Raw genomic sequence first — 18,619 nt, 5'->3', positions numbered from 1 at the left:
TGAACAACCCTTCAGGTAAGGGCTTTCTCCCCTGCGACGGGCCTCACGAGGGGGCGGATCCACCGCCTCCCGACCCCCCGCACACCTGCGCGACCTCCGGTTACATACAGTCGTACGAGATGACGCCCCACGAGCAGAACACCGTGCTCCTGGCCTCCAACCGCGGCCCGGTCACCTTCACCCTGGCCGAGGACGGCGAGCTCATCGTCCGCAGGGGCGGCGGCGGGCTGGTCTCGGGCCTGTCCAACGTCGCCGCCGGGGCCGACGCGCCGCCGGGCATGTTGTGGATCTGCTCGGCCCTCTCCGACGGCGACCGGCGTGCCGTACGGCTGTCGCCGGGCGGCCGGGTCGACCGCAGCGGATATGAGACGGGCCCGCTCCGCATGCTGGACATCCCGCCGGCGACCTTCCACCGGGCCTACAACGCGATCGCCAACTCGACCCTCTGGTTCGTCCACCACCTGCTCTACAACACACCCAACTCACCGCGGTTCGACGGGCTTTTCCGCCGCGAGTGGGAGTCCTACCGGGCCTACAACGAGACGTTCGCCGCCGCGCTCGCCGAGGAGGCCGCCCCCGGTGCGAGGGTGATGGTGCAGGACTACCACCTCACTCTGGTCCCGGGGATGTTGCGCGCCACCCGCCCCGACCTGCGCGTCTCCCATTTCTCGCACACGCCGTGGGCCCCGCCGGACTACTTCTCGCTGCTGCCGGGCGACATCGGGGCCGAGGTGCTGTCGGGTGTACTCGGCGCCGACCATGCGGGTTTCCTTGCCGAACGCTGGGCCTCGGCGTTCATGGACTGCTGCGAGTCCCAGCTCGGGGCCAAGGTCGACCGCGCCTGCCGTACGGTGACCCACGACGGCCGCACCACCCGCGTCGGGGTGCACCCGCTCGGCGTGGACGGGCACGAGTTGTGGGTGCGGGCGTCGGAACCCGATGTGGAGTCCCACGTGGCCGCCCTGCGGGCGCAGACGGGCGACCGGCAGGTGATCGTGCGCATCGACCGCACGGAGCTGTCCAAGAACATCGTGCGGGGCCTCATGGCCTACCGGGAGTTCCTGGCCGGGCACCCGGAGTGGCATGGGCGGGTCGTGCATCTCGCCTTCGCCTATCCGTCCCGGCACGACCTACCCGAATACCGCGAATACACCGCCGCCGTGCAACGCTACGCCAAGGAGATCGAGGACGAGTTCGGCACCGACGACTGGGATCCGCTGGTGCTCAACGTCGACGACGATTACGCGCGTTCACTGGCGGCCTACCGCATCGCTGACGTGTTGCTGGTCAACCCCATCCGCGATGGGATGAACCTCGTCGCGAAGGAAGGGCCGATCCTGTCGCCCCGCGCCGCGCTGGTGTTGTCGCGGGAGGCGGGCGCCGCCGCCGAACTCGGCGGCGACGCACTGCTCGTCAACCCTTACGACGTGTCGGGCACCGCCGACGCGCTGCACGCGGCCCTGGTGATGCCGGAGGCCGAGCGCATGGCCAGGGCCGTCCGGCTCTCGGCGGCGGCGACGGCGCTGCCGCCGAGAAAGTGGTTCGCCGACCAGCTCACCGCCCTGTCCGGCTGACCGGGGGCCCCGCTCATCCCCAGGTCGCCGAACCCAGGACGGCGGCGAGGCCGGGGGTCCGCCACTGGTCCACGATCAAAACCCCCGACCGCGGGAGGAACCACTCACGCTGGGTGAAGAAGAACTTGTGCTCGCCGGTCGCGTCGACCACGCAGCGACCGGGCCACGAGCGGTAGTGCGCCTTGCGGTCGCCGACCTTGCGGTAGCCGATCGCGGTCGCCTTGCCGTGTACCTGGACATATTTCCGGTTTTGCGGGCAGGTGCTCACATCGCTGCTGGGGTAGAACGGCTGCTCGGCGTCGTACGGCTTGGTCCCGAGGTCGCCGAACTTGATGACCTTGGGACCCAGCACCCAGAAGCTCTTGCACTCGGCGGTGAAATATCCCCCTTGAGGCTGCGCGCACTTCCCGGTGATCACCCGTGTCCAGTCCCCCTTCGTCACGGTCTTCCAGGTAGCCGGCACCTTCAGGGTGAGGCCGGCGCGCAGACGGAGGGGTTTGGTGCTCTCACCGAGGGCGGCGGTTGCCGTGGCGGGAGCGGGGACGGTCACCAGTGCGGCGCAGGCGGCGGCCGCGAGAACAATTGCCTTCTTCCACATGAGCGCCGACGTTATCCAGATCGGCTTGCAGTTTGCTTGGCGTTCGCTGGGCAAATCATGATCAATCACCCCAGCTGAGCAGTGGAGTCTCCCGATTGCAGGGCTAACGCCAGGATTCGCGTGTTTCGCATCCTAGGGATGCCTGCTGATCGTCGACACCAGCGCCGCGAGCAACTTGACCACCCCGGCGGGCCCGTCGACGACCAGATCGGCCCGCTCCGCCAGCACCCCGACCTCGGCCGAACCACTACACACCGCAAGCCCCGGCAACCCACTTGCACGCACCGCCGCGAACGCGGGCAGATCTCCCAGGTCATCCCCGGCGAACATCACCGACTTCGCCGACCGTTCCGCCAGGAACCCCAGCAGCGCGTCCCCCTTGTCCACCCCCGGCGACCGCAGCTCGATCACCATCCGCCCCGGCTCGACCGCGAGCCCGTGTTCCTCCGCGAGCTCCGCCAGCGGCTCGCGCAGCGCCGCCAGCGCCTCCTGCGGATCGGCCGACCTCCGCGTGTGTACGGCGAGAGCCCGCCCCTTGTCCTCGATCCACACGCCCTTCACCCAGGCCCGGTCCCCGAACGCGGCGACGAGAGCCGGCAGCGCCTGCCTGACGAGCGCGACACCCTGCGGCGGAGGAGGGGCGGTCACCGCGTGGTTCTCCCAGCGCTCCACCCCGTACTGCCCGAGCACCACCAGGCCGGGCACGTCCGACAGGCCGAGGCCGCCGGGTGCTGTGCCGTACTCGATGGCCGAGGCGACGGGGCGGCCGGTCACGATCACGACGGCGCGGACCAGGCGGCCCAGCGCGACGAGCACCGCGGGCGCGTCGGGGTGGATGCGGGCCGCGGCGGGATCGGCCACGATGGGCGACAGGGTGCCGTCGAAGTCAAGCCCGATCACCGCCGCCTCGGGGGCGGTGAGGATCGCGGCGAGCCCGGCGGCTCCGGCCTCGGTGGTCGGTTGGGGCAGCGGCATGCTCATGTTGGCGAGCCGTACCCCGATTCCGGACACCTCATCCCACATGCCAGACAAGTGGGCATAAGCAGCACAGCCCGCGGGGGGTGTCCGCCGTCCGCCATGTGGGCCCGCAGCAGGAGGCGTCAGGAGGAGCGCGAGCCGGAACGGCAGGCGGCGCGCGTGGGGCGTCAGGAGGGGCGGGGGCCGAAGCGGCGGGCGGCGCGTTCGCGTTGCCGGGTGGCGCGGAGTCTGCGCAGCCGCTTGACCAGCATCGGGTCGTGTGCGATGGCTTCGGGGCGCTCGATGAGTTCGCCGAGGAGCTGGTAGTAGCGCGTGGTGGAGAAGCCGAACGCCTCCCTGATGGCCTGCTCCTTGGCCCCGGCGTAACGCCACCATTGGCGCTCGAAGGCGAGGATCTCGCGGTCCCGGTCGCTCAGCTCGTCACCGGTGGGCACCGCACCCGTGGTCTCCGCCTCGCCGGCGGGGTCGTCGTCCCGGGACTTGTCGCCTTCGGGGGGCGGCGCGGTGTCCATGGTCTCCTCCTCGGTCCGGCGCGCGGCGAGGTGCGACGCGCGCGAACGGCCCGTGGTCATCGTAGTAGGCGGATTGCGGGTGTTCACGGCGGATGTCGAGACCTGCGTCACGCCTCTCACTCCATGCCCCCCTCAGGGATAAACAACCTCACAGTTCCCTTGGCGGACATAAGCCTCGTTACTGTACGTATCTATTTGTTTACTGAAGGGTCGGAATCGTCGAACAGGTGCATGTCACAATGTGGGACGTCGGGGGTGTCTCCGTGTAAACGGCCGAACACCGTCCGATGACAGATGTTGTGCACACACCGGTCGTCCATGCCCATAGATCGCTCGCCCTTAGGTGGCCCCCAGGTCGCCCATAGGTCCTCGCACACCGCCTCGCACAGGCGGTTCGTGCCCATGGCGCATGCGCACGGTTCGCCCCCCCGACCCTCTCCTGTCATCCCTTCGCCCGCCTGGCCGCGGCGAACCACCTACCGAGGCCACCTGTGATCCACCCGCGTCCACCACGCATGAGGCGGCACGGCACGCATCGTGCCCGCCGTTCCACCCGCCACGACAACCGTTTCCCCTGGGCGGCGGTCGTCCTCCTGCCGGTCTGCCTGGCCGTCGCCGCGATCGGCGGCACGGAACCCCTTCGCGGGGACGGCAACCCGCGCCCCGCCCAATGGTCCCTCACCGCCCTGCGCGTGTCGCAGGCGTGGCAGTGGAGCCGGGGGGCGGGCGTCACCGTCGCCGTGCTCGACACCGGAGCCGACCCTGCCCACCCCGACCTCGCCGGAGCCGTCGTGCCCGGCCCCGACCTCACCGGTCCGAACCTCACCGGCCGCGATCTCGCCGGCACCTACCTCACCGGCCCCGATCTCACCGGCGCGGCATTCGCACCCGGCCGCTGGGGGAAACACGGCAGCGCCATGGCCAGCCTCATCGCCGGGCGCGGCCGGGGCACAGGCCGCTTACCGGGAGTGCTGGGCGTCGCCCCCGAGGCGACGATCCTGTCCATCAAGGTGACCGAGGAGAGCGGCGCACCTCACCGGGAGGCCCCCCGCACCCCCGCGGCGCCCCCTGCGGAGGGCAGGAACGCGCTCGCCGACGGCATTCGCCACGCCGCGGACCTCGGCGCGAGGGTCATCAGCATGTCGCTCGGCGGGGGCCACCGCTCGGCGGAGGGATCGCCCAGCGAGGCGGCAGCCGTGCGTTACGCCATCGCGCGCGGCGCCGTGCTCGTGGCCTCCTCCGGCAACGACGGCGCGAACGGCAACCGGCGCCACTACCCGGCCGCCTACCCCGGTGTGATCGCGGTCGGCGCCGTCGACGAGCAACTGCGCGTGGCGCCGTTCTCCAACGGCCAGGACTACGTGTCGGTGATGGCACCCGGCACCCGCATCCTGGCCGCGGCGGGCGGCGACTCCTACACGGTCGGCGACGGCACGAGTTCGGCGGCGGCGCTCGTCGCGGGCATCGCCGCGCTCATCACGGCGGAGTTCCCCGCGCTCTCCCCCGCCCAGGTGCGCGAGGCCATCGAAGGATCGGCCACCCGGCGACCACCGGGCCCGTCCCCACCTGCCGGTATCGCCGACGCCGGCCTCGCCCTCCGCCTGGCGTCCCACCTCGCCGAACAACCTCTGCCGAACCGCCCGGCCGCATGACCGCCCCGCAGAGACACTCCCGGAAAATGCCTTACCTCCCCATACGCCATCGATCACCGCCAACCGCTCATATCTCCACGCACCAGGCCCCGCCGTACGGCGAAGCCACGTCGACGGGCCGAGCGGAGCCTGGGCGGGACCTTGAAAACCACAATGGAACACGGCTGATCGGCCGCGTGACAGTCGGGAGAACGGCAAGCCGGAGAGCCTTTGGTCACGGGTCAGCCATTATCGCCACCACATGTTTTGGATGACGCCTTCTCGGCGTGGTCAGGCGCGAATCCCACGGCATACTTCTTGACGACAATGCGTAGCCACTCGGCCACGGAGCGCATCAACGGGTGCGCGATCGAGCCGAGATTCCATCGGGGGAAACACCATGATCCGTCGTATTCTCGTGGGCACCGCCATCGTCGGCCTCGCCGTTCTCGGCCCCGCCGCCACCGCCTCGGCCGCCGTCAAGCACACGCCCGTTCCCGTCTCGGGCCTCGACCTCCTCGGCGGCCTGGTGGGCAGCGGCGAGGCCCAGTGCCTCGGCCCGCACAAGGTCACCGAGGCCCTCTGCAAGCCGGTTCTCGCCATCGAGAAGGCCGTCCTCGCGCTGCTCACGGGCGGCCAGAGCATCCCGCTGAACGACCTCATCGCGAAGCTCAAGGCGGCCCAGGGCTCCACCGCCGCCGTCAGCGGCGTGACCAGCGTCGTGCCGTCCGCCGGCTGACGACCGCCCCTCTGACTGGTCCGCGCGCCACCACCGCGCCCGGGGCGGCCCCACCATCGGGTGCCGGCGGGGCGGGCGTCCGCGATCTGGCCCATCGCGTGCGCCGAGCCACGTGCGCCGGACCACTGCATCGAACCACGTGTGCCGACACGTCACGAAGCCCTTCGCCGATCCGGACGGCGGAGGGCTTCGGCCTTTTGCCGACAGCTCTTTTTCAGGGAAACCTCTATGGTTCCCGGCCTCACCATGGTGTCAGATCACTAAATGTAGTTATTCGGATACGGTGTGCATCGCTGGATGTGTGCTGATTCCGACCCCTCAGCCTCAGGAGAACTCCATGATCCGACGCAGCATCGCCGGCGCGGCCATCGCCGGTCTCGTCCTGCTCGGTCCCGCCGCCGTGTCCGCCGCCAAGGCTCCCGACCCGGTGGGGAACACCGTCGGCGCCGTCTCGGAAGGACTCGGCGCCAACGCCACGAACACCTCCGCGGGCCCCGCGGAACGGCTCGGCGGCCCCGCGGGCAAGGTCGTCGACGACCTGCTCCTGCTGCCCAACCAGGAGCTCCCGGGCACCGTGCCCGATCTGCTCTACACCCAGCCGCATCTCCCCGCGCGCTGACCCGGACGGCCGGACGAAGCCGACAAGGAAGACACACCTGCAGGTCGTTGGCAAACCGCCGAACTCAGCGGTCTACAAGTCACCGCACGTCCACGAAACCGCCGAGCTCAGGTGCCGGCCCGCCGATCATCCGCAGGCCGCCTGACAGCAGGCCGCCTGACAGCAGGCCGCCTGACAAGGGTGAAGCCCCCAGCCGCACAGGAATCGGCTGGGGGCTTCGCTTGGCCACGATGTGGCTTATGCCGTACCGGGCGTTATTGCGCGTGGACCACGTCGTGGCTCTCGGCGTGGTGGCAGGCGCTCAGGTGGTCGGTCTTCGAGCGGATCTCCAGCAGGGGCTCCCGGTCGGTGCAGACGGGTGTCGCCTTCCAGCACCGGGTGCGGAACCTGCACCCCGATGGCGGGTTGGCGGGTGAAGGCGGGTCACCCTGCAGGATGATGCGTTCGCGTCCCTCCCTGCCGTCGGGGTTCGGCACAGGCACCGCCGACAGCAGGGCCTGGGTGTAGGGGTGGGCCGGGCGGTCGTAGATCTCGACGTCGCCGCCGAGTTCCACGATCTTCCCGAGATACATCACCGCGACGCGGTCGGAGATGTGGCGCACCACCGACAGGTCGTGGGCGATGAAGATGTAGGCGAGGTTGAACTCGTTCTGCAACCGCTCCAAGAGGTTGATCACCTGTGCCTGGATCGACACGTCGAGTGCCGAGACCGGCTCGTCACAGATGATGATCTCCGGGTTGAGCGCGAGGCCGCGGGCGATGCCGATGCGCTGGCGCTGGCCTCCGGAGAACTGGTGGGGATAGCGGTTGATGTGGTCGGGGTTGAGGCCCACGACCTCCAGCAGGTCCTTCACCTTGCGGCGGCGCATGCCCTTGGGGGCGACGTCCGAGTGGATCTCGAATGGTTCGCCGATGATGTCGCCGACCGTCATCCTCGGGTTGAGCGAGGTGTAGGGGTCCTGCATCACCATCTGGACGTTGCGCCGCATGGCCTTGAGCTCGCGCCCCTTGGCCGCCGCCATGTCCCGGCCGTTGATCTTGACAGAGCCCGAGGTGGGGCGTTCCAGCGCCATGAGCAGCTTGGCCAGGGTGGACTTGCCGCAGCCCGACTCGCCCACGATGCCGAGCGTCTCCCCGCGGCGCAGGTCGAAGGAGACGCCGTCGACGGCCTTGATGGATCCGATCTGGCGTTTGACCAGCAGTCCCTGGGTCAGCGGGAAGTGCTTGACGAGGTCGCGCACTTCGAGGACCGGGGGGTTATCCGTGGCTGCCATCGAGGACCTCCCTCCAGTAGTGGCAGGCGCTGCTGCGGGTCGAGTTGATCTCGTAGAGCGGCGGCTCCGAGGACACGCAGTTGTCCTGCCGGTAGGGGCACCTCGGGTTGAACGCGCAGCCGGGCGGCATGTCCAGGAGGTTGGGCGGCAGGCCCTTGATGGCGTAGAGCTCGTGACCCTTGAGGTCCACCCGGGGAATCGACTCCAGCAGCCCCTTGGAGTAGGGGTGGGCGGGAGCCCGGTAAACATCGTGGACCTGGGCGTTCTCCACGATGCGCCCGCCGTACATGACCGCGATCTTGTCGGCCACGTCGGCCACGACGCCGAGGTCGTGCGTGATCAGGATGAGGCCCATATTGCTTTCACGCTGCAGCTCGGCGAGCAGTTCCATGATCTGGGCCTGCACGGTCACGTCGAGCGCGGTGGTGGGCTCGTCGGCGATCAGCACCTCGGGGTCCAGCGCGATCGACATGGCGATCATGATGCGCTGGCGCATGCCCCCGGAAAACTGGTGGGGGAAGTCGTGCACACGCTGCCGGGCGGCGGGGATGCGCACCCGGTCCATGAGCTCGACGGCGCGTTTCTGTGCGTCCTTGCGTGACATGCCGCGGTGGACGCGGAACATCTCGCCGATCTGCCATCCGACGGTGAACACGGGGTTCAGCGCGGACAGCGCGTCCTGGAAGATCATGGCGACGCGCTGGCCGCGGATCTGCGCCCGCGCCTCCTCCGACAGTTTGAGGAGATCGGTGCCCCGGAAGCGGATAGCCCCCTTCGGGATGCGCGCCGGAGGCATGTCCAGGATGCCCATGATGGCCTGGGCGGTCACCGACTTGCCGGACCCGGACTCGCCGAGGACCGCCAGCGTCTCACCCGCCCGCAGGTCATAGCTGACGCCGTTGACCGCCTTGACCACTCCCTGCCGCGTGGTGAACTCCACGTGCAGATCGTCGACTGCGAGCAGCGGCTCATTGCCCAGCCCTCCCTCGGTGGGCAATACATCGGCCGCGGTCTTCTTCACGGGAATCCCTCCTAACGCAGTTTGGGGTCGAGGGCGTCGCGTACGGCGTCGCCGAGCATGATGAACGCCAGGACGGTGATGCTGAGGAACGCGGCGGGGAACAGCAGCGGGCTGGGCGCCTCAAGGAACCTCGGGCGCGCGTCGGCGATCATGACACCCCAGGAGATTTCGGGCGACCGGATGCCCACCCCGAGGAAGGACAACGCCGCCTCGGCCGAGATGAACATCCCCAGGTTGATCATCGAGATGACGATCACCGGTGTCACCGCGTTGGGCAGGATGTGGCGGAACATGATGCGCGATTTGCCCGCGCCCAGTGCCCGGGCCGCCACGACGTAGTCCTGACTCTTGGTCGTGATGACCGCGGCCCGCATGATCCGGAAGATCATCGGCCAGGCGAGCACGGAGAGCGCCAGGGTGACCGTCCACATGTTGCCCGTATCGAACACCGAGAGGATGAGCAGGGCGCCGAGGATGGCGGGGATGGCGAAGAAGATCTCCGTCACCCGGGACAGCAGGGTGTCGGTGCCCCCTCCGGCGAAGCCGGCGATCAGGCCGAGCAGGCCGCCGACCAGCGCGGTCACGATCGTGGCGGTGATTCCGACGACGATCGACACGCGGGCACCGTAGATCGTGCGGGCGAAGGTGTCGCAGCCGAGATTGTCCTTGCCGAACCAGTGCATGGCGCTCGGCGGTTGCCGCGCCGTGGCCAGCTGGCAGGTGGTGGCCTGGGTGGGGTCGACCGACGAGAACAGGGATGGGAAGATCGCCATCACGACCAGGATAACGATCATGATGCTGGACCCGATGAACAGCGGGCGGCGGCGCAGGTCGTGCCACGCGTCGCTCCACAGGCTCGCGGGTTTTTCGGCTTTCCCCGGCCGGCTTCCCGGCGATGGGGGCAGCGGCGGGGCGGGGTTCAGCAGGGTGTCGGAGGTCCCCGGCGCCATCGGTGTGCTCTCACTCATAGCGGATCCTCGGGTCGAGGACGGCGTACAACAGGTCGACGATCAGGTTGGCCACGATGTAGACCATCACGAGAAACGTCACGATGCCGACGACAACGGGCCCCTCGCGTAGATAGACCGACTGGGCGAGCTGCTGGCCGATGCCGTTTAGGTTGAAGATGCTTTCGGTGATGATGGCGCCTCCCATCAGGGTGCCGAGGTCGGCGCCGAGATAGGTCACCAGCGGGATCAGCGCGTTGCGCAGCGCGTGCCTGCCGATCACCCTTCGCCGGGTCAGGCCCTTGGCGGTCGCGGTGCGGATGTAGTCCGCGCGCAACGTCTCGACCAGGCTGGTCCGTGTCAGCCGGGTGAGATAGGCGATCGAGGTGCCGGCGAGCACGAAACCGGGCAGCAAGTAGCTCCGCCAGCCTTCGAAGGCGCCTGCCACGGGGAAGAAGTCGATCCCCAGGGACTTTTTGAGCTGGACACCGAGGACAAGCTGGAGGACGAACCCGGTCACCAGCACAGGCACCGAGATGAGCAGCAGGGTGACGGCGAGGATCGCGGTGTCGGTGGCCTTGCCCTTGCGCAGCGCGGCCCACAGGCCGAGGCCGATGCCGATGACGCCTTCGAGGATGAGAGCGGTGAAGGCGAGGTTGATGGTGACCTGGAACTTGCCCACCAGAAGCTGGGACACCGGCACCCTGGAGAAGGTGGTGCCGAGGTCGCCTTGGAGCAGACCCGTGATGTAGTACCAATACTGAAGGAGCAGCGGGTCGTTCAGGTGATATTGCTCCCGCAAGGCGTCAGCGACCGCGGGGTCCATCCTCTTCTCTCCCGCCAGCGCCGTGATGGGGTCGCCGGGGAGAGCGAAGACTAATGCGAAGATCAACAAGGTGGCGCCCAGAGCGACTGGTATCGCCTGCAACAGGCGCCTTATGACATAACGGCCCATTCAAGCCTCCCGTACATGCCTTGAGGGCAGTCTCTCGCACCAGAGATGTGTGCGGTGCCGAGCGACTGCCCCCAAATGCGGGTCCATCAGGGCAGGCAGCTAATTTTCATCCCATTCCGCATCCTCAATCGGTGACAGGGATATGCCCGATCAGGCACTTTCCTACCACCGGGGGCACTCATAGAGATGAAAAATACTCATATCGCTGCCCACCGCGCACCGGTTAGGACTTCTGTACCGACTCCCACACCACGTGGTTCTGCAGGTCGATCTTGACGCCCTTCACGCTGGTGGAGTAGCCGGCGTTGACCCGGTAGAAGTAGACGGGGATGTAGGGGAGGTCCTTGATCAGGATGTCGCTTGCCTGCTGGTAGAACTTGAGGCTCTCCTCCTCGGTCTTCGCGCTGTCGCCCTTCGCGATGAGCTCGTCGAACTCGGGGTTGGAGTAACCCGAGTAGTTCGAACCCGTCTCGATGGCGCCGGTCGAGAAAATCGGGGCGAGATAGTTCTCCGCCGACGGATAGTCGATCGCCCATCCCATGCGGAACATGCCGCCGTACTTCTTCGCGGCGAGGTCGTCGAGAATGGCGGCGAACTTCTCGAACGGCTTCACCGTGACCTCGATGCCGAGGCTGGACCTCAGGTTGATCGCGACGGCCTCGATCCACTCCTTGTGGCCGCCGTCGTTGTTGTAGCCGATCTCCAGCTTCTTCGGTCCGTTGGCCGCGGTGTAAAGCTCCTTGGCCTTGGTCGGGTCGTAGGTGCAGACGGCGCAGGCGCCCTGGCGGTAGCCGGCGATGGCCGGGTTGATGAAGTCGTCCGCGGGGACACGGGTGCCCGAGAAGACCGTGTCGGCGATCGTCTTGCGGTCGATCGCCATCGAGATGGCCTCGCGGATCTTGACGTTCTCGTAGTCCTTGTTGTACTTCAGCGGGAAGCTGATGTACCCGATGCCCGCGTCCGGCTGGTCGATGTAGCGGTCGCCGAGGTCGGTCTTGGCGGTCGCGATGGCGGTGGCCGGGAGCTGGTCCTGGATGTCGAGGTTGTTGGCCCGCAGGTCGTTGTAGGCCACCTCGGACTGGGTGTAGAGCTTGAACTGGAGCTTGCTGAAGGAGGGCTTGGCTCCGATGTACTTGTCGTAGCGCGTCAGGTCGATCGTCTGGTCGGTGCCCTTGGCGTACGGCTTGTCGAACTGGAACTGCCCCTGGCCGATCGGCTTGGCGGCATATGCGTCGGTCACCTTGCCCGAGGCGTCGAACGCGGCCTTCGGCAGCGGGTAGAACGAGGTGTAGCCGAGCATGGTCTTGAACTGCGAGAACGGCGCGGCGAGGGTGACCTCGAAGGTGGAGTCGTCCACGACCTTGAGACCCTTCATGGTCTTGCTGGTCGGGGTCTTGCCCTCGCCGGGTGAGACGTCCTTGTAGCCGTCGACGCGGCCGAAGAAGTAGCTCGCGCTCTGCTTGTTCTCCTGATTGGCGGCGTAGTTCCAGGCGTCGACGTAGTTCTGGGCGATGAGAGGTTCACCGTTGTGCCAGGTGTACCCTGGCTTCAGCTTGATCGTCCACACCTTGTTGTCGGTGGTGGTGATCGACTGGGCCACCTCTTCAACGGCCTTCTTGGCATCGTCATATTTAACGAGTGGAGCGAAGACCGCGTTAAGGACCTCAGAACCCTCGGTCTCAGTGGTGTCCCCAGGGTAGAACAACTTCTGCGGCTCACCGAGCTCCATGCGGACCGGCTGTTCACCGCTTCCGGTGGCCCCTTGCTGGGGTGTTCCCGCACTGCCACCACACGCGGCAACCGCGAGGGCGAGCAGCGCGGTACCGGCGACTAGCTGTACGCCCTTAGTAACACGCATTGTTAGTAGTTCCTCCCTCTACAGGTGGGCGCCCGCGCTGAACCGCGCCGTGGGCGACGCGGAACTCCTGGGGAGGTGTCTTCCCCGGGTTGGCTGACCTGGTCAAACCGGCTGACGCCCTGCCAGTCGATCGCTACCATCCCTCACTACTTCTCACCAGCGAGTCTCTGCCGCGTTGCAGTTCGGTCACACGTGCGTGTGTCGGGCGTCACACGCCATAACAGCTCGCTCGGTGAAAGAGGCCCATAACAACGCAAAGTCCCCGCAGGGCGACAAACCCTCCAGAGCGGACGAGGCAAAATTCACCTCCGGGGTGACTGCTTGCGCCAATGCCCGCATCAGCCCATGTCCTGGGCTACCGTTGACCCGCCGAGCTTTCTTCGTCCTCCCGAGCACCCTGGGCCGTGCGGCCGATCGAGCAGGCCGGCCGGCACGCCACCGCCACCTGCGGGCGGAGCACGGGAAGTGAAGAGGGCCTGGTCGCACAGGGCCACGCAGACCAGGAGCAATTCGTAACAAATCCCCTGGAACCTCTTCCCCTAGAGATCACGTCCAACCCTGTGCGGCGACAGCCGCGTGCACCACCGTCCAGCTATCCCGCCTACGCATATCCAATAGAGTCCATGCCATGAGCCAGCCGGAATCCGCCATCGCGGACGCCCAGGCGGGCGGCCGGAATGGCGGCACCCCTCCGCGGGGCAAGGAGCCACTGGCCAAGCTCGCCCAGCGTTACGGGCTTCGGCGTGCCATCGCACGCCCTAGTCTGCCCGTCTACCTGCGCCAACTGTGGGAACGACGGCACTTCATCAAGACGTACGCCACCTCGCGCAACGTCTCCAAATACAGCAACTCGATGCTTGGGCAGCTCTGGCAGATTCTCACGCCGCTGCTCAACGCCCTGATCTATTGGTTGATGTTCGGCCTCATCCTGGGCGCCAGCAACGACATCACGAACTACGCGGCCTTCCTGATCACGGGGATGTTCGTCTTCACCTATACCCAGCGCTCGGTGACGGGTGGGGCGAAGTCGATCTCGGGCAACCTGTCGCTGATCAGGGCTTTGCACTTTCCCCGGGCCGCCTTGCCTTTGGCGTACACAATCCAGGAGCTCCAGCAGCTCCTGATCTCCATGGGCATCCTGGTCGGGCTGGTGTTGATCACCCAGGAGCCGGTCACGGTCTACTGGCTGCTCATCCCGGTCGCACTGATCCTCCAAAGCTGTTTCAACGTGGGCGCGAGCCTCGTGCTCGCCCGTGTCGGCGCCACGGCGCGAGACCTCAATCAGCTCCTGCCGTTCATCATGCGCACCTGGCTCTATACGTCAGGCGTGTTCTTCTCCATTCAGGACAAGGTCGTCGAGAGCGCCAACTTCCCCCAGTGGATCGCCGACGTCATGTACTTCAACCCCGCGGCGGCCTACATCGAGTTCATGCGCGACATCCTGATCCAGTCGCATCCCCCCCGTCCGGGAATCTGGATCGTCTGCGTATTCTGGGCGGTGTTCGCGCTGTTCTTCGGTTTCTGGTACTTCTGGCGGGCCGAAGAGAGGTACGGGCGTGGCTGAGTTGACCAAGGAGCTGTTCCCGGTGGAGGAATCCCAGCAGGCCCCGAAGCCCCCTCCGGCACCGGCACCGGCACCGGCACCGGCGCCCGAGCCCAAAGGCACCCCCACCGTCATCGTCGACGACCTGCACATCATCTACCGCGTCTACGGTGCCACCACCGACCACGAGAAGGGCAACGCGGCCAGCGCCCTGCTGCGTCTGGTCCGTAGACAGGGGCGCCCGCAGATGAAGGAGGTGCACGCCGTCAAGGGCGTGTCCTTCGTCGCCTACCACGGCGACGCGATCGGCATCGTAGGGCGCAACGGCTCCGGCAAGTCGACGCTCCTGCGGGCCATCGCCGGGCTGCTCCCCCCGCACAAGGGCGCGGTCTACACCGACGGCCAGCCGTCCCTGCTCGGCGTCAACGCCGCCCTCATGCGCGAACTGACCGGCGAGCGCAACATCGTGCTCGGCTGCTACGCCATGGGCATGAACCCCACGCAGGTCAAAGACAAGTTCGACGACATCGTCGACTTCTCCGGCATTGGGGAGTTCGTGCAGTTCCCTATGTCGACCTACTCGTCGGGCATGGGAGCCCGGTTGCGGTTCGCCATCGCCTCCGCCAAGACCCACGACGTCCTCCTCATCGACGAGGCACTCGCCACCGGTGACCGTGAGTTCAAGCGCAAGAGCCAGGAGCGCATCAAGCAGATGCGCGCCGAGGCCGGCACGGTCTTCCTCGTCGCCCACAACCTCGACGTGATCGAGGACACCTGCAACCGGGTCATCTGGCTGCACAAGGGCAAAATCCGGATGGACGGCGATCCCGAGACGGTGCTCGCGGCCTACAACAAGGGCTGAGCCGCCCGCGCCCCGCCGTACACACGTTTGTACGCCGACCGGCGGACGACCAAGATGGTTCACGACCATCGATCAACGTCCGCCGGGAGGCCAGCGGTGCCCAAGCAACCACCTATCCCCTACGACTACCTGCCCGAAGTGCCCGTCCTCACCGTCGAGAGCGACGACATCCGAGACGGCGAGCGCCTCGCGGACAAGCACGTCTTCAACGACTGGGGCATGACGGGGCAGAACATCTCCCCCCACCTGCGCTGGAGCGGCGCCCCCGCCGGCACCCGGAGCTACGCCGTCACGTGCTTCGACCCCGACGCTCCCACGGGCAGCGGTTTCTGGCACTGGGTCCTGTTCGATCTGCCGCCGGAGATCACCGAGCTGCCCGCCGGCGCGGGCGGCGGCGACTTCAAGGGCCTGCCGCCGGGCGCGATCCACGCGCGCAACGACTACAGCAGGAAAGAGTACGGCGGAGCCGCCCCTCCGCCGGGTTCCCCGCACCGCTACCTGTTCACGGTGCACGCCCTCGCGGCCGACACACTCGGCGTCGACAGCGACGCGCCACCGGCGGTCGTGGGCTTCAACATCACGGCCAACACGCTGGCCAGGGGCTACATCGCACCGGTTTACGAACTCTGAATCCCGGCGGGCGCGGAGCGGCGGGGAGGCACGGGGTAATCGCCTGACAGTGCGGCTCGGATTCGGATAGGATTTCGAACGTATATTCGATCCGATGTCATTGGGTCACTGCCATAGGGGGGCACGATGATAGGCCTGTCTTCCGCGATCGATCACCTGGCCGATGAGGATCCGGCCGACCTTCCCCGCGCCCAACTGGTCGAACAACTCGTCGAGCTGCACCGCCAGATGGCCCGCCTGCAGGTCCAGATCGCCAGGCGCACATGGGTGAGGGTCCCGGGCGCGTAACCGCCCCACGCACCGGGCCCTGCCCCCGCGACCGGGGGCGGGTGGCGGGGCCCAGGTCCCGGGAGGCACGGCCCCCGGCCACCACGGGGATCACAATCGGCAGCCCATGACACCCATCGGACCGCCCGTTGACGGCAGAGGCAAGGCCCCCACACGACCCGGCACGCCATCCGCGGTTCGGGATTCACGCACGATCGGCTGGGGGCACCGTACGGAGCGCCCCGGTGATCCCGGAGCGCGGCCCGTCTCACCGGTGAGGACCAGCTGCAAGAGACTCAGTCCGGACCCAAACGACCGGTGGCCCAGGGGGGATTCCCCTGGGCCACCGGCTTGGTGCTGCCGGGGATGGACTCGGTCAGCCTCGGCTAGGAGGTCGGCTTAATCCACCCGTCGGCGTTTTTATGATGTCGGGCGTCGAGCGACGCCCGGGGCGCTTGCCCTAGACGCGACCGTCAGCGGCCGGAGGCGGTCTCGACCATCTTCTTGGCCGAGGCGGACTCGACGATCGAGCCGGCCTCCTGCACAGCCTTGGCCTTATCGGCCTGCTGCACAGCCTTGGCCTTGTCGGCCACTGTGCCCTTGGCGGCCTCGACCGTCGGCGCGGCGCCTTCCTGAGCCTTGGACGCGCCCTCCGCCACGGCCGGAGCCACGACGGCGGCGGCCTGCTCGGCCTTGGCACCGGCCTCGGCCACAGCAGGAGCCGCCTCAACGGCCTGCTGCGCCTGGGACGCGACCTCCGCCACGGCCGGGGCCGCGGCGGTGGCGGCCTCAGCGGCGGCGGGTGCCTTCACCGAGGTCGCCTGCGAGGCGGCCGGAGCGCCCATCGCGCGGATGATGCGGTCCATCTCGTGGTGCATCTCGCCCAGCACCACACCGATGCCCCGAACCGCCTTGAACATACAGTCCTGGAGCGCAGCCGCGGCCGCGGCTCCGGTGACTCCAGACGGCTTGGCTACCGACCACGCCCAGACGACCGGCTCGGTCTTGCCCTGCTCGGCCCAAGGAAGGCTCTTGTGGGCCTCCTGAGCCTTGGGAGCGACACTCGACGATTCCTGAGCCCAGGGACGAATGTGCTCGGCGGCGGGCTGGGCTGCCCACGGGCGGGAAGCCTCCTGCGCGGCCGCGGGCTGCTGCCCGGCGACCTGCTGGGAAGGCTCCTGCGCCATGGGACGGGCGTGGGAGGCGTGAGCCTCCCACGCCTTCGACGCCTCATTGACGGCCGGCGCGTGGGCGGGAACGGGCCCCGCCATGTGCTGCGCCGGCTTCACGGCCTCCTGCATGCCCTGGGGCATGGCGGGGGCCGCGTGGCGGACCTCGGGACGGGCGGCCTCGATCATGCCATGAGCCGCGGATGGCATGTCACGGATGCCCGCAATGGGCATCGCGTGAGCCGGCCTGGGCTCGACGGCGGCCTTGCCCTGGACCATCGTCCCGGGGTGCCCCGGGTGACGGACCACGGCGTGAGCCGACGCCGGCACGTCCTTGGCCGGGTGCGGCGCCCGGACGGCGGCCTGCTGGATCGGTCCCTGCTGGAACCGGCCGTGCACAGGCTCGGCCCGGTGGACGCGGATCTGCTTGATCTGCTGAATCTGCGCCGGCTGGGCGTGAACACGCTGGGCCTCACCCTTGTGGGCCTCACCCTGCTGAGCCTGCTGCCAGTGCTGAGCCTGCTGCCAGTGCTGAGCCTCGCCCTTGTGGGCCTCCGCCGGCTTGGCGTGAGCCTCGAACGGCTTGGCCTCACCCTGGTGAGCCTGGAACGGCTTGGCGTGACCCTGGTGAGCCTCGAACGGCTGAGCCTGGTGAGCGAACGGCTGAGCCTGGTGAGCCTCGGCCGGCTTGGCGTGGGCCTGCCACTGCTGAGCCTCACCCTTGTGAGCCTCGGCCGGCTTGGCGTGAGCCTCGAACGGCCTGGCCTCGCCCTGCTGAGCCTCGCCCTGGTGAGCCCCGGCCGGCTTGGCGTGAGCCTCGAACGGCCTGGCCTCGCCCTGCTGAGCCTCGCCCTGCTGAGCCTCATGCTGCTGAGCCTCACCCCGGTGGGCCTGCCACTGCTGAGCCTCGCCCCGATGGGCCTCCGCCGGCTTGGCCTCACCCTGGTGGGCCTCGAACGGACGGAAGGCCTCACCCTGGTGAGCCTCACCCTTGTGGATCTCACCCTTGGGCGCCTGAGCCATGTCCCGGACCACGCTCTCGGCGTGAGCCATGTCCCGGATCATGGTTCCGTGCTGCTGTGCCGGAGCCAGGACGTCACGTCCCGGCTGCGACATCTCATGAGCCCACATCGAGCCACGGTCCTGGACCGCGCCGACGGACTCCTTGGACTGGAGCGCGCCATGGTGACCGATCTGGGCAGGCGTGCCCGCGCTGGGCAACGGAGAGCCCGGCTTGTGAGTGACCATGCCCCGGTCGCGCATGCTTCCGGGGTGGAACTTCACGGCCTTCGACGGAGCGACTACCTCGCCCGGAAGGGGGCCGTGCTCGTTCGGAGCGACCTGCGCCTGGACCGGCGTGGCGAAGGCAGCGGCGAGACCGAAGCCCGCCGTGGCCACCGCCACCTGAAGCGCTCTATTCATCAATGCCTCCCGGCTTGTTA

General features: G+C 68.0%; 17 protein-coding genes. 8 read left to right on the top strand and 9 right to left on the bottom strand.

Annotated elements, in window-relative coordinates; all coding sequences use genetic code 11:
* The first annotated feature begins 119 nt into the window (after positions 1–119).
* Positions 120–1,574, top strand: a complete 1,455-nt coding sequence (locus Ssi02_RS24410) for an alpha,alpha-trehalose-phosphate synthase (UDP-forming) (RefSeq protein ID WP_204029610.1) — start codon at positions 120–122, stop codon at positions 1,572–1,574.
* Between the two features lie 13 nt (positions 1,575–1,587).
* Here Ssi02_RS24410 and Ssi02_RS24405 read toward each other — a convergent pair whose 3' ends face one another.
* From Ssi02_RS24405 to Ssi02_RS24395, 3 genes are all read right to left on the bottom strand, one after another.
* Positions 1,588–2,172: a hypothetical protein gene (locus Ssi02_RS24405; RefSeq protein WP_204029608.1), complete on the bottom strand. Its 585-nt coding sequence runs from the start codon at positions 2,170–2,172 to the stop codon at positions 1,588–1,590.
* A gap of 132 nt (positions 2,173–2,304) precedes the next feature.
* Entirely contained in the window at positions 2,305–3,147 is an 843-nt protein-coding gene (otsB, locus tag Ssi02_RS24400; protein ID WP_204029881.1) for a trehalose-phosphatase, read from the bottom strand.
* A gap of 170 nt (positions 3,148–3,317) precedes the next feature.
* A complete protein-coding gene (locus Ssi02_RS24395) occupies positions 3,318–3,662 on the bottom strand; it encodes a DUF3263 domain-containing protein (protein ID WP_204029879.1) in 345 nt (114 codons plus the stop codon).
* 491 nt (positions 3,663–4,153) lie between these two features.
* Here Ssi02_RS24395 and Ssi02_RS24390 point away from each other — a divergent pair, with 491 nt between their 5' ends.
* The 3 genes from Ssi02_RS24390 (at position 4,154) to Ssi02_RS24380 (ending at position 6,651) form a co-directional block, all read left to right on the top strand.
* Positions 4,154–5,314: a S8 family peptidase gene (locus Ssi02_RS24390; RefSeq protein ID WP_204029606.1), complete on the top strand. Its 1,161-nt coding sequence runs from the start codon at positions 4,154–4,156 to the stop codon at positions 5,312–5,314.
* Between the two features lie 379 nt (positions 5,315–5,693).
* Complete coding sequence (locus tag Ssi02_RS24385) at positions 5,694–6,032, top strand: hypothetical protein (RefSeq protein WP_204029604.1); 339 nt, start codon at positions 5,694–5,696, stop codon at positions 6,030–6,032.
* Between the two features lie 337 nt (positions 6,033–6,369).
* Complete coding sequence (locus Ssi02_RS24380; RefSeq protein WP_204029602.1) at positions 6,370–6,651, top strand: hypothetical protein; 282 nt, start codon at positions 6,370–6,372, stop codon at positions 6,649–6,651.
* Positions 6,652–6,905: 254 nt separating this feature from the next.
* Here the strand turns inward: Ssi02_RS24380 and Ssi02_RS24375 are convergent, their stop codons facing one another.
* The 5 genes from Ssi02_RS24375 to Ssi02_RS24355 form a co-directional block, all read right to left on the bottom strand.
* On the bottom strand, positions 6,906–7,925 hold the full coding sequence (locus Ssi02_RS24375; protein WP_204029600.1) for an ABC transporter ATP-binding protein: 1,020 nt from the start codon (positions 7,923–7,925) through the stop codon (positions 6,906–6,908).
* A complete protein-coding gene (locus Ssi02_RS24370) occupies positions 7,909–8,946 on the bottom strand; it encodes an ABC transporter ATP-binding protein (protein WP_239129532.1) in 1,038 nt (345 codons plus the stop codon). The genes Ssi02_RS24375 and Ssi02_RS24370 overlap by 17 nt, the downstream gene beginning before the upstream one ends.
* Before the next feature lie 11 nt (positions 8,947–8,957).
* Positions 8,958–9,914 (bottom strand): ABC transporter permease, encoded by a 957-nt coding sequence (locus tag Ssi02_RS24365; protein ID WP_239129530.1) that lies wholly within the window; start codon positions 9,912–9,914, stop codon positions 8,958–8,960.
* Positions 9,907–10,848: an ABC transporter permease gene (locus Ssi02_RS24360; RefSeq protein ID WP_204029598.1), complete on the bottom strand. Its 942-nt coding sequence runs from the start codon at positions 10,846–10,848 to the stop codon at positions 9,907–9,909. Before Ssi02_RS24360 ends, Ssi02_RS24365 begins: the two co-directional genes overlap by 8 nt.
* A gap of 223 nt (positions 10,849–11,071) precedes the next feature.
* A complete protein-coding gene (locus tag Ssi02_RS24355) occupies positions 11,072–12,706 on the bottom strand; it encodes a peptide ABC transporter substrate-binding protein (protein WP_204029596.1) in 1,635 nt (544 codons plus the stop codon).
* A 628-nt stretch (positions 12,707–13,334) separates the two neighbouring features.
* Here Ssi02_RS24355 and Ssi02_RS24350 point away from each other — a divergent pair.
* From Ssi02_RS24350 to Ssi02_RS24335, 4 genes are all read left to right on the top strand, one after another.
* The gene (locus Ssi02_RS24350; protein ID WP_204029594.1) at positions 13,335–14,270 is read left to right on the top strand and encodes an ABC transporter permease; all 936 of its coding nucleotides are present in this window, start codon (positions 13,335–13,337) and stop codon (positions 14,268–14,270) included.
* Complete coding sequence (locus Ssi02_RS24345; RefSeq protein ID WP_204029592.1) at positions 14,263–15,111, top strand: ABC transporter ATP-binding protein; 849 nt, start codon at positions 14,263–14,265, stop codon at positions 15,109–15,111. Before Ssi02_RS24350 ends, Ssi02_RS24345 begins: the two co-directional genes overlap by 8 nt.
* Before the next feature lie 96 nt (positions 15,112–15,207).
* Positions 15,208–15,741: a YbhB/YbcL family Raf kinase inhibitor-like protein gene (locus Ssi02_RS24340; RefSeq protein WP_239129527.1), complete on the top strand. Its 534-nt coding sequence runs from the start codon at positions 15,208–15,210 to the stop codon at positions 15,739–15,741.
* A gap of 126 nt (positions 15,742–15,867) precedes the next feature.
* Positions 15,868–16,029 carry a hypothetical protein gene (locus Ssi02_RS24335; RefSeq protein ID WP_204029588.1) on the top strand — a complete coding sequence of 54 codons (162 nt, stop codon included), beginning with the start codon at positions 15,868–15,870 and terminating at the stop codon, positions 16,027–16,029.
* A gap of 452 nt (positions 16,030–16,481) precedes the next feature.
* Here the strand turns inward: Ssi02_RS24335 and Ssi02_RS39410 are convergent, their stop codons facing one another.
* Positions 16,482–18,599: a hypothetical protein gene (locus Ssi02_RS39410; protein WP_204029586.1), complete on the bottom strand. Its 2,118-nt coding sequence runs from the start codon at positions 18,597–18,599 to the stop codon at positions 16,482–16,484.
* Between the last annotated feature and the right edge of the window lie 20 nt (positions 18,600–18,619).

It is taken from the genome of Sinosporangium siamense, from assembly GCF_016863435.1.
GTDB classification, from domain to species: Bacteria; Actinomycetota; Actinomycetes; order Streptosporangiales; family Streptosporangiaceae; genus Sinosporangium; species Sinosporangium siamense.
This window is presented reverse-complemented; position numbering and strand designations above follow the sequence as displayed.